Source organism: Paenibacillus amylolyticus, assembly GCF_047302515.1.
Classification (GTDB): Bacteria; Bacillota; Bacilli; order Paenibacillales; family Paenibacillaceae; genus Paenibacillus; species Paenibacillus amylolyticus_G.
Genome location: NZ_CP168019.1, coordinates 1,360,250 through 1,372,565 on the forward strand (window position 1 = coordinate 1,360,250; position 12,316 = coordinate 1,372,565).

The 12,316-nt window shown below is 45.9% G+C and carries 8 protein-coding genes; 7 read left to right on the top strand and 1 reads right to left on the bottom strand.

All coding sequences use genetic code 11. From position 1 onward, the window contains the following. Nucleotides 1–174 precede the first annotated feature (174 nt). A complete protein-coding gene (locus ACDJ59_RS05985; RefSeq protein ID WP_017687552.1) occupies nucleotides 175–888 on the top strand; it encodes a hypothetical protein in 714 nt (237 codons plus the stop codon). Nucleotides 889–975: 87 nt separating this feature from the next. On the opposite strand, the gene ACDJ59_RS05990 is transcribed toward ACDJ59_RS05985, so the two are convergent. After that, nucleotides 976–1,692 carry a Crp/Fnr family transcriptional regulator gene (locus ACDJ59_RS05990; protein WP_413407972.1) on the bottom strand — a complete coding sequence of 239 codons (717 nt, stop codon included), beginning with the start codon at nucleotides 1,690–1,692 and terminating at the stop codon, nucleotides 976–978. A gap of 430 nt (nucleotides 1,693–2,122) precedes the next feature. On the opposite strand from ACDJ59_RS05990, the gene adhE reads away from it, so the two are divergent. The 6 genes from adhE to ACDJ59_RS06020 all read left to right on the top strand — a co-directional run bounded on the left by adhE (nucleotide 2,123) and on the right by ACDJ59_RS06020 (nucleotide 12,289). Further along, nucleotides 2,123–4,735: a bifunctional acetaldehyde-CoA/alcohol dehydrogenase gene (gene adhE / locus ACDJ59_RS05995; RefSeq protein WP_211085307.1), complete on the top strand. Its 2,613-nt coding sequence runs from the start codon at nucleotides 2,123–2,125 to the stop codon at nucleotides 4,733–4,735. Nucleotides 4,736–5,833: 1,098 nt separating this feature from the next. Beyond that, nucleotides 5,834–8,092: a formate C-acetyltransferase gene (gene pflB, locus ACDJ59_RS06000; RefSeq protein ID WP_413407973.1), complete on the top strand. Its 2,259-nt coding sequence runs from the start codon at nucleotides 5,834–5,836 to the stop codon at nucleotides 8,090–8,092. 89 nt (nucleotides 8,093–8,181) lie between these two features. Beyond that, nucleotides 8,182–8,934, top strand: coding sequence for a pyruvate formate-lyase-activating protein (pflA, locus tag ACDJ59_RS06005; RefSeq protein ID WP_036614436.1), 753 nt, complete (start codon nucleotides 8,182–8,184; stop codon nucleotides 8,932–8,934). 221 nt (nucleotides 8,935–9,155) lie between these two features. After that, the gene (locus tag ACDJ59_RS06010; protein WP_413407974.1) at nucleotides 9,156–10,523 is read left to right on the top strand and encodes an ABC transporter substrate-binding protein; all 1,368 of its coding nucleotides are present in this window, start codon (nucleotides 9,156–9,158) and stop codon (nucleotides 10,521–10,523) included. 51 nt (nucleotides 10,524–10,574) lie between these two features. Continuing rightward, the gene (locus ACDJ59_RS06015; protein ID WP_127551294.1) at nucleotides 10,575–11,459 is read left to right on the top strand and encodes a carbohydrate ABC transporter permease; all 885 of its coding nucleotides are present in this window, start codon (nucleotides 10,575–10,577) and stop codon (nucleotides 11,457–11,459) included. Then, on the top strand, nucleotides 11,459–12,289 hold the full coding sequence (locus ACDJ59_RS06020; RefSeq protein WP_413407975.1) for a carbohydrate ABC transporter permease: 831 nt from the start codon (nucleotides 11,459–11,461) through the stop codon (nucleotides 12,287–12,289). Before ACDJ59_RS06015 ends, ACDJ59_RS06020 begins: the two co-directional genes overlap by 1 nt. The last annotated feature ends 27 nt before the right edge of the window (nucleotides 12,290–12,316 follow it).

Below are 12,316 nucleotides of genomic sequence, written 5' to 3' on the forward strand. Positions count from 1 at the left end.
AAATGATTTAGATTGGAGAGCCTGTGTGCAGGCTCTCTTTCTTGTACAAGCCTTATTTGCACGCGGTACCCTATAAAAGTAACGGCTTTGACACTTTTTTTTGCCGAAAGTTGTGCCATAATAGAGGTTATGGACAACAGGGTGAATGATTTTACGCAGGGTGGTGTTACCTACATGATGAAGAAAATCCCCGGTTACATAGGTGTATGTTTGCTCCTACTGGCGATCTTGGCTGGTTGTAGTGAGACACAGCCTTCTGAGCAGCCAATTGTCAAAGAGACAGAAACAGCGAATACGATCACAGTGGCTGTAGATGGCAGTACGTTTTTGCCTGATGCAACAAAGTCCATTAAGCGAGATTTTAGTGAGGGTTTGACACTCAAAAAAGCATTACTCAATAGCGGACTGGTTGATTTTACGGCAGATGGCAAGCGGATTCAATCCGTGGGTGAAGTTTCTCTGGATTCTTCGCTGAGCTGGGCTGTCAAATTAAACGGCAAGGATATTGAACAGGAAGATTGGGACATGGAGCTTCATGCCAAAGATGAAGTGATCATTTACGTGAAAGCCGCTGACAGTGGCGGGGATGGCGTTGCATATCAGACAACGTTACTCAAGGTTAGCGGTGGAAACATTATGCCAACTCTTAATCGTCAATATGCTGGCGTCTACGTTCAAGAGTGCACAGTTCGCGATGTGTTGAAGTCCAGCGGCATTGTAAGAATGTCGGAGAACAACAAATTTGTCGTCTCGGTCGAGAATGTCACGCCTCGTATGAATGAGCGGTGGGTCATTATGGTGAATGACAAAGAATTAATGGAAAATGGTCTGGACATGAAATTGAATCCACGTGATGCGGTAAAGCTTGAATTGACCAATGCATCCTAAGTATACCAAGAAGCCCAATCTCTTTTTTAGAGAACTGGGCTTTTTTTCATTAAATATATAAGCAATTTCCGATTGCATAGTCAAATATTAAATACGACAGATCTCGTTCGGGCAAAGCTCACAGTGACAGATCCCTTGCAGCATCTTCAGATCTTTGATGACAATCATGCCATTGTCATATTCAATCCCGTCTTTCTTACGCAGATCGCTTAACATGCGGTTTACACTTTCACGAGTGGCTCCAATCATATTGGACAGGTCCGTGTGGGTAATTTTTTTGTGAATAATGACATGCTCTCCATGAGGCTCACCATACGAATTCGACAACCGAATGAGGGTGGAGCAAAGTGCACCCGATTTGCCATATAACATGAGATCCCGGAACTTGGTCTGTGTCAACCGGTGGTGGATGCCCATCCATTTCATGAAGTCGATCGCAAAGTCACAATGCTGGCAGATTAACATCTCCAAGTCTTTATGTTCCAGTACACCGATCTCACTGTCCTCTAATACTTCCGCTGAGAAGCTGTGTTTAGAGCCAAAGAAGGGATCAGCCTGCCCAATCATATCACCGGATTGATACATGTACATGATCAGTTCCTTGCCTTCATCCGTGGATTTGGTGATCTGGGCACGGCCCCGTTTCATATAATAAAGTTTGTCAGAGATGTCGCCTTCCCAGTACAGATGTGTACCTTCCGGATAGGTTCTATCTTTCATGGTAACCAGCAGATGGTTGAAATTTGATTCCGAGAAACAGTTAGTATTACCCCGCTTTTCCAGTACAGTTGTTAGTTCTCTCATAAGTCTATCTCCCCTTTATGTCCATCGGACGACCTTCTGTAGTAAGCAGTAGCCTCCGAGGTTCGCCGCAAACCGTTGCCGTCCTGATCAGGGTCATCTCGGCCGGGAGGAAGGACGGTACAAATTGCGGTGGTTCAATTTTTAAGTTCAGTATATACCTAATCTTACCGTTTGAGGGGGAAGGAAAGGCGGCAAAAATGACGAAATTTCAAACATTGTGATAAAATTCACTTTTAATGGAGAGGATGAATTTTACAGCCCTATATTTTAAATAGGAAGTGAAAATGGTCGTATGAAGGACACTACAAAACTTAAATTAAATTTGTTATACTTTGTGAAAAAAATCACATAATTAAGTTTATTGTCATGTTACGATGTGAATGTAAACGAGAGAGACAAACTAATACGAACCTTTAGGAGGATGAGGGAGATGGCTGTAAAGAACGAAGTCGCCCCAGCAAAAGAACCGACAGCAGGTCAGTATATTCAAACGTTAATCGACAAAGCGAATAAAGCACACGCCGCATTCATGAAGATGGACCAGAAACAGATTGACCGGATTGTGCAAGCGATGGCGCTTGCGGGTCTGGATAAACACATGATGCTCGCTAAGATGGCCGTAGAAGAAACAGGCCGCGGAGTGTATGAGGATAAAATCACTAAAAATATATTTGCAACAGAATATGTGTACCACAGCATCAAGTATGACAAAACCGTAGGTGTGATTGAAGATAACGAATATGAGAGCTTCCAGAAAATTGCGGAGCCGGTCGGCATCATCATGGGTATTACACCAGTTACCAATCCAACATCAACGACGATGTTTAAAGCATTGATTTCCATCAAGACGCGTAACCCGATCATCTTTGGTTTCCACCCATCTGCACAGAATTGTAGCCGGGAAGCTGCCAAAATCCTGCTGGAAGCGGCTGTGAAACATGGTGCACCAGCAGATTGTATTCAATGGATTGATGATCCTTCCATGGATCGTACAAACGAACTGATGAATCACAATGATGTGGCTCTCATTCTGGCAACAGGCGGATCAGGCATGGTACGTGCAGCGTATAGCTGTGGTAAACCTGCACTGGGCGTAGGACCGGGTAACGTTCCTTGCTTTATCGAGAAAAGTGCTGATATCAATCAGGCAGTGACGGATTTGATCCTGTCCAAATCTTTCGATAACGGCATGATCTGTGCTTCCGAACAAGCGGTCATCATTGAAGAACCGATCTTTGATCAAGTGAAGAAAAAAATGATCGCAAACGGCTGTTACTTTGTTAACAAAGATGAAGCAGCAAAATTGACAGCAGGTGCGATTAATGCCGAGAAATGTGCGGTGAATCCGGCGATTGTTGGTCAATCTGCGGTGAGCATTGCGAAATTGTGCGGAATTGAAGTTCCAGCAGGCACCAAAATTCTCGTGGCCGAGATTGAAGGGGTAGGTACCAAATTCCCATTGTCGGCTGAGAAATTAAGCCCGGTACTGGCTTGTTACAAAGTTAAAACGGCAGCAGAGGGAATTGAACGTGCAGCAGAAGTGGTTGCTTTTGGCGGCATGGGTCACTCCTCGGTTATTCACTCCACAAATGAAGAAGTGATCGGCAAATTCGCAGATCGTCTGCAAACCGGACGGATTATTGTGAACTCACCATCCACACACGGTGCCATCGGGGATATCTACAACACAAACATGCCGTCATTGACACTGGGATGCGGATCATACGGACGTAACTCGACTTCTTCCAACGTAACCGCTGTGAACTTAATCAATGTGAAAAGGGTGGCTCGCCGTACCGTGAATATGCAATGGTTCAAAGTGCCGAACAAAGTCTACTTCGAAAAAGGGGCAACACAGTATCTTGCCAAAATGCCTGACATCACACGTGTGGCCATTATTACGGATGCCATGATGGTGAAGCTTGGATATGTTGAAAAGGTAGAACACTATCTGCGGCAACGCCAAATGCCGGTAGCAATCGAAGTGTTCTCCGATGTAGAACCCGATCCATCGACAACAACGGTAGACCGCGGAACCGAGATGATGCGCCGCTTCCAACCGGACTGCATTATCGCACTCGGCGGTGGATCACCGATGGATGCTGCCAAAGCCATGTGGTTGTTCTATGAATATCCGGACACGGACTTCAACGATCTGAAACAAAAATTCATGGATATCCGCAAACGGATCTACAAATATCCACGTCTCGGCGTAAAAGCGAAATTTGTAGCGATTCCAACCACATCCGGTACAGGTTCTGAAGTGACATCGTTCGCGGTTATCACAGATAAAAATCAAGGTAACACCAAATATCCATTGGCCGACTATGAGCTGACACCAGACGTAGCGATTGTTGATCCGGAGTTTGTATACTCCCTGCCTAAAACAGCGGTTGCAGATACAGGTATGGACGTCCTGACGCATGCGATTGAAGCTTATGTATCTGTTATGGCAAATGATTACACGGATGGACTTGCGATCAAAGCAATCCAACTGGTGTTCCAATACCTGGAGCAATCTGCGCTGCAAGGCGATAAACTGGCACGTGAAAAAATGCATAATGCTTCCACGATTGCAGGTATGGCGTTTGCCAACGCATTCCTGGGCATTAACCACAGCTTGGCGCACAAATGGGGCGGTCAGTATCACACCGCACACGGACGCACCAATGCAATCCTGATGCCACACGTCATTCGTTACAACGCAAAAAAACCGACCAAATTTGCATCGTTCCCGAAATATTCACACTTTGTAGCGGATGAGCGGTATGCCGAAATCGCCCGCATCTTGGGATTGCCTGCTCGCACGACAGAAGAAGGGGTAACCAGTCTCATCAATGCCATCCGTAACCTGAACAAAATCTTGGGTATTGAAGAATCGTTCCAAGAAATCGGATTTGATGCCAAAGATTTTGAAGCACATGTAGATTATCTGGCAGACCGTGCCTTCGAAGACCAATGTACAACCGCCAATCCGAAGTTGCCACTGGTAACTGAACTGGCTGATGTGTACCGCAACGCTTTCTACGGAAAGTTTGAATAAACGAATTTAGAACGAAGCGTGCCTTACGGCAAGAAGATCAGGGTTCCCCGAGAGGGGAGCCCCGATTGCCGTCTTTCACACAATAACGAGAGGGCAGAAAAACAGAAGAGCGAAGCACCTGTTTTTCAGGATTTATTCTAAGTTTTGTTTTGCTCCGAGCATAGAGGAGCAATGGTTCGGTTCTATAGAGGTTACACGGAATTCGTGATGTGGCTGTTTGAGCCAGATGTTCACACAATAACGGAGTGGGCAGAAAAACAGAAGAGCGAGCATCTGTTTTTCAGGATTTATTCTAAGATTTGAATTGCTCCGAGCATAGAGGAGCAAAGGGTTCTATAGAGGTTACACGTAATCCGTGCTGTGGCTGTTTGAGCCAGATGTTCACACAATAACGGAGTGGGCAGAAAAACAGAAGAGCGAGCATCTGTTTTTCAGGATTTATTCTAAGATTTGAATTGCTCCGAGCATAGAGGAGCAAAGGGTTCTATAGAGGTTACACGTAATCCGTGCTGTGGCTGTTTGAGCCAGATGTTCACACAATAACGGAGAGGGCAGAAAAACAGAAGAGCGAAGCACCTGTTTTTCAGGATTTATTCTAAGTTTTGTTTTGCTCCGAGCATAGAGGAGCAATGGTTCGGTTCTATAGAGGTTACACGGAATCCGTGATGTGGCCGTTTGAACGGACCTTTTACACGACAACGGAGGGGCAGAAATAACCTGAAAAAGCGAAGCGTTCGCCTTTATCCCCGGATTTTCCCTTTTCAAAAGGGAATCAAAAAAATCTGGGGATAACAGCGATTGGAAGGTTGTTCTGCCACGCAGTGGTCCTGTGTAAAGTTTCAATTTCAATGGGACACAGCGCAGTTGGAGTGAGTTAGTTCACTGGCTTTGTGACAAAAATCACAGATGATGAAAGTGCCAAGTCGTATACTGAAAATGTAAGAAAAACATTCATCCCGCGGTTCCGGTTCCCAAGTAGAGAGAACATGTTCCGGTTTATGTGAAACAATTCACATTAATCGCGGCTCTGGGCACACAATGCTACGAATGAAGCAAGAGGTTATGTGTCCAGAAATCCAAATTAGTGGAGGGATTACGATGTCGGTGATTGAAAAAGATGTCAAACAACAAACAGGCTGGAGAAACTTTACCAAAGGAACATGGACCAAATCCGTAGATGTGAATGATTTTCTGGCACACAACTTGTCTCCTTATTACGGTGACGAAGCATTTCTCGCAGGTGCAACCCAGAATACCAAAGAATTGTGGGAGATCGTATCTGATCTGACCAAAAAAGAACGGGATAACGGCGGTGTCCTTGACGTTGACGTGAACACACCAGGTACTATTATTTCTCACCAACCCGGTTATCTGGATCAAACCAAGGAACAGATTGTCGGCGTTCAGACCGATGCTCCGTTCAAACGTTCCATTCAACCAACAGGCGGAATTCGCATGATGATTGACGCATGTGAGGCATATGGCTTTGAAATGCCACAGGGCGTCATTGATATATTTACAAACATTCGCAAAACACACAACCAGGGTGTATTCGATGCTTATACTTCCGACATGCGTGCAGCGCGTAAAGCTGGAATTATTACAGGTCTGCCAGATGCTTACGGCCGTGGCCGGATCATCGGTGACTATCGTCGTGTAGCTTTGTACGGGGTAGACTTCCTGATTCGTAACAAAAAAGGTGAACTGAATGCACTCGAAGTTGATGTTATTGATGAAGATGTCATTCGTCTGCGGGAAGAATTGTCTGAACAGATTCGTGCATTGCAAGAATTGAAACAATTGGGCGATATGCACGGGTTCGATATTTCCTTGCCAGCGACAACAGCAAAAGAAGCGTTCCAATGGTTGTACTTCGGTTATCTCGCTGCGATCAAAGAACAGAACGGTGCTGCGATGTCACTCGGACGTGTATCTTCTTTCCTGGATATCTACATTGAGCGTGACCTGCAAGAAGGCATTCTGTCCGAAGAACAGGCTCAGGAATTGGTTGACCATTTTGTAATGAAACTGCGGATTGTCAAATTCCTGCGTACACCGGATTACAACGAACTGTTCAGTGGAGATCCAACATGGGTGACTGAGTCCATCGGTGGTATGTCCGTGAATGGTGAAACACGCGTAACCAAAAACAGCTTCCGTTTCCTGCATACACTGCACAACCTGGGTCCTGCACCAGAACCGAACCTGACTGTTCTCTGGTCAACGAAACTTCCAGAAGCTTTCAAAGATTATTGCAGTAAAGTATCCATCGAAACCAGCTCAATCCAGTATGAAAATGATGATCTGATGCGTCCAATCTACGGTGACGATTACGGTATTGCTTGCTGTGTGTCGGCTATGAAGATCGGGAAACAAATGCAATTCTTCGGCGCTCGTGCCAACCTGGCAAAAGCTCTTCTGTATGCGATCAACGGTGGTCGTGACGAGAAATCCGGAGCACAAGTTGGACCTGAGTATCCTGCCATTACTAGCGAAGTGCTGGATTACAATGAGGTTATGAAACGCTTCAAACCAATGATGGAGTGGCTGGCTAAGCTGTATATGAACACCCTCAACGTCATTCACTACATGCACGATAAATACAGCTATGAGCGTATCGAAATGGCATTACATGACCGTGATATTGTACGTACGATGGCTTGTGGTATCGCCGGTCTATCGGTTACAGCAGATTCACTGAGTGCAATCAAATATGCCAAAGTAAAACCAATTCGTAACGAGCAAGGCATCGCTGTTGATTTCGAAATCGAAGGAGACTTCCCTTGTTACGGTAACAATGAAGACAGCGTAGACAGCATTGCTGTTGAACTGGTCGAGAACTTCATGGGCATGATTCGCAAACACAAAGCATACCGTAACGCAGTGCCAACGCAATCCGTTCTGACGATCACTTCCAACGTGGTATATGGTAAGAAAACAGGGACTACACCGGATGGTCGTAAAGCAGGTGAACCATTTGCTCCAGGTGCGAACCCAATGCATGGTCGTGATAAAAAAGGTGCACTGGCATCCCTTGGCTCTGTAGCCAAATTGCCTTATGAACACAGTCTTGACGGGATTTCCAATACCTTCTCTATCGTGCCAAAAGCACTGGGTAAAGAGGAGACTACACGTAAATCCAATCTGACTGCGATGATGGATGGTTACTTCGGTCAAAACGCTCATCACCTGAACGTTAACGTATTTGATCGTCAGCAACTGATTGATGCGATGGATCACCCGGAAAACTATCCACAACTGACTATACGGGTATCCGGATATGCCGTTAACTTCATTAAATTGACTCGTGAACAACAGTTGGATGTCATCAACCGTACGTTCCATGGCTCGATGTAAGTAATTTGCAAGTAGAAGACCGCTAGAGCAAGGCATTCCAAATCATATTAAACGCACAGCGGATGCGGATACAGAAAGGAAGAGGCAGCATGGTTAACGGACATATTCATTCACTCGAAACTTTCGGGACGGTTGATGGCCCAGGCATCCGCTTTGTGCTTTTTATGCAAGGATGTCTACTCAAGTGTCAATATTGCCACAACCCTGATACATGGGCGCTGGATGGCGGAAAAGAAATGACGCTTGAGGAGGTACTGGCTGAAATTGAGCCTTACCTGTCTTACTACCGCAGCTCCGGAGGCGGGCTCACGATATCTGGTGGAGAACCAACGTTACAGGCTCACTTTGTAGCCGAAATCTTCAAGGAAGTGAAGCGGCGCTGGGGATTGCATACGACACTGGACAGCAACGGATTTAACGAACCGGAACGGATTCACGATCTGTTGGATCACACAGACCTGGTTCTGCTGGACCTCAAGCATATTGATGATGAGAAACACATCAAGTTGACAGGCAAATCCAACGAGAGAACGTTGAAAACGGCCAAGTGGTTATCGGAGCAAGGTCGGAAAATGTGGATACGCCACGTGTATGTTCCTGGCATTCATAACGAGGAAGAGGATCTGCTTAACCTCGGACGGTTTATTGGAACATTAAATGGCGTCGAAAAGTTCGAAATTCTTCCATACCATCAGATGGGGATCTACAAATGGGAGGCGCTTGGCAAAGTATATCCACTGGATGGAGTTCCTTCACCAAGTGAAGAAGAAGTGGAGCGGGCGTATCGCCTAATCGAACAAGGTCGCCAGGAAACGGCTGGCATGGCTTGTTCCGGTAAGTGATCTAACCTTTATATAGTAAAAACAATCAACCAAGCAGTCCTTGCGAACATGTTTCGCAGGGGCTGTTTTTTTGCTGTCATCCATTCTAAATGCAAGATTATGGGTCCAGTGAAGGATTTTATCCCTCCATTGATGAATTGTCATCCTTACGATGTAAGCTCCGGCTTTTTATAATCAGAGTGTAAAGCCAAATGCTCAATATCTTGAGGAGGGTCAACCAGATGAAAAAAAGAATGACATTACTGCTTTCATTATTGCTTATCACTTCATGGACTTTGGCGGGATGTGCAAGCTCAAGTAACGAGCCACAGCAAGGCGCAGGCAATACACCTGTAGAGGAAACAAGTAAGGAACCGGTTGAAATGCTTCTGCGCCACACACAGGTGGGAGCCGACAAACAGAAAAGACTGGCCATTCTGCAGGATGTTGTGGACAAAGTTGAGGGTGAGATACCCAATCTGACCTTTACGCTGGATGGTGTCGAATCCGATGTGAATCGCAAGGAAAAGCTTCGCGGAGAGATGGCGGCAGGCAACCCGCCGGATATATTTGAACTGTTCGGTAGCCCGGATTCCAAAGTTTATGCCAAGGAAGGTATGCTGCTTGATCTGACTCCGATCCTGCAAGAGCTGGGCATTCAGGACCAGTTTACATCCCTTGAACCGTTTACGTATGAAGGAAAAGTATATGGACTGCCGATTGGGGGTTCGGGCGAAGGTTTTTTCTATAATAAAGAGTACTTTGAACAAAAAGGGTGGAAAGCCCCAACCACCATGGCTGAGTTGGATCATATACTGGCCGAGATTAAGGCCGATGGCAAATTGCCGCTTGCTTCCGCGTCCAAGGCAGGCTGGGTTCCGCTTATGTTAACCAACCACCTGTGGTCCCGATATGCCGGGCCGGAGATTACCGCAAAGTTTGCAACAGGTGAAGCGAAGTGGACCGACCCAGGTGTCGTGCAAGGTTTTGCCAAACATAAGGAATGGGTGGATAAGGGTTATTTCAAAAAAGGTGAACTGGGCTTTGAGTATGCCGAATATACCACGCAATTTACGAGCGGTGAAGCGGTGTTAATGTATGACGGAACATGGAAATCATCTGTATTCAAGGAAGGCCAGAGCGGTGAATCGCTCATTGGCAAGGTTGGATTCTTCAATATGCCTCCGGTAGAGAACGGAGCAGGAGATCAGACGTCTTTGATGAGAGATGTGAACAATGGATACGGATTCTCGGCAGCAGTGGCGGATGACCCGCAGAAGCTGGAAGCAGTGAAAGCCTTTATCAAAAATTTTTACAATGAAGATATGCAGATCCGCGGTCTTGTGGAAGATGGTGTGTTGCCTGCCATGAAGCTGGACGAGAAAGTGCTGACCGATAGCATTACCGATGATCTGATGAAAGAAATTGTGGCTGTGCTTAATGCGTCCAAGACGTCGTTCCCGGCATTTGATGCACTCGTTCAGGCCGATGTGACGACAGAGATCAGCAATCTGCAAATCCAGAAGTTGATTGGTGGGCAGACCACCCCAGAGAAAATGGCAGAAGAGTTGCAAAAGGTGCAAGAGGAAGCAAACGCCTCAGTGGAATAAATCAATTCAAGTTGAAACTGCGATCGTTGAAGTGACTGAAGGAGGCTGACCATGAATACTTCACTCCGCAGCCCGTTAATCTATACGCTATTTGTAATGCCAGCCCTAATTCTGTTTGTAATGTTCTTTCTATACCCTATTGGTAGCTCCCTGTATTACAGTCTGACGAGTTGGAATGGGGTATCGGCTGAGCCACGTTTTGTGGGTTTATCCAACTATATGAAGGCACTGACCGATGAACGTTTTTGGATTTCCACACGGAATAACGGCTTTTTCATCGGGTTTTCGGTACTGATTCAGGTACCCCTGATCGTCCTATTCTCGCTTCTGATTGCCAATGTGAAAAGGCTGAAAGGTCTGTATAAAACAGCTGTTTTTTTACCATCCATCATGTCAACAGCCGTTATCGGTATCTTATGGGGATTCATCTATGAGCCCAATATCGGACTATTAAACAAAATGCTTCATGTGCTGGGCATCGATCCCATCTACTGGTTATCGGATAACCGATTTGCCATGTTGTCCATCTTGGTGACCAATGCCTGGCAGTGGACGGGATTTTACATTGTCATGGTGCTGGCGGCCATACTGGCGATTCCCCGTGATCTGGATGAAGCGGCTGCAATTGATGGGGCAACGGCGGTACAACGTGCAATGCGAATTACGTTGCCGCTGATTCGGCCGATCATTTCGGTGGTGATCATGTTGTCCATTGCAGGTGCCATGAAAGCAGCCGACATCGTGATTGTCATGACCAAAGGTGGGCCCGCTGGGTCCACCGAGGTTCTGGCGACATACATGATCAAATATGCGATTACCAACTTCAAATATGGCTATGGCAATACCATTGCAGTGCTGATCTTTGCTCTGACGCTTGTGCTCACTGCGGTGTATCAACTGCTGGTAGCGAGGCGGAGCGAGAAGGTGGAATATTGATGGCAAAAAGCATAAAAAGCAGTATACCTCATGTGTTGTTAATGTTGTATTTAATCGCGATTTTGTTTCCCTTTTTATTTGTAATCTTCTCTTCATTTAAGCAAGATAACAATGAAATCGCCCTGAATCCATTCGGTTTGCCTACAACATGGGAGTTTAACAATTACGTGGAGGCTTGGGTGAATGCAAAGATTGGCACGTATTTCTGGAATAGCCTGTACATTTCGGTTCTATCCTCGGCGTGTACGATTGTGCTCGGTGCCATGTTTGCTTTTGCCGTAACCCGGATGAGACACCGGAAATGGAGCCTGTTTCTGTACAGTCTGATTCTGGCGGGTATGCTTATTCCCAACAATGCACTCATGCTGCCGATCTATCTGCTTGTACGCAAAATGGGCATATTGGACACACATCTGGCATTGATCGTGCCCTATGTGGCCAATGCGATCCCCTTTACAATTATTATCCTAGCGGCTTTTATGCGTTCTCTGCCTGGAGAAATTGAGGAGGCTGCTGTCATGGATGGCTTGAGGGCCCCGGGTATCTTTGCTAAAATAGTGATACCTCTTACAGTTCCAGCCATCGTTACGGTTTTTATCGTTAATTTCCTCGGCAACTGGAACGAATTTTTACTCGCCAACTATTTCTTATCCACCGATAAATTGCGTACGCTGCCAGTGGGCATGGTCCAGTTTCGGGATCAATATCAGATGAACTATGCCCAGATGTCGGCAGGTATTGTATACAGCGTTGTACCTGTACTTGTGATCTACGCTATACTCCAGGAGAAAATTATAGAAGGAGTAACTGCAGGTGGTGTCAAAGGTTAATACCATGAACCAGTTAATAGGGAGAAC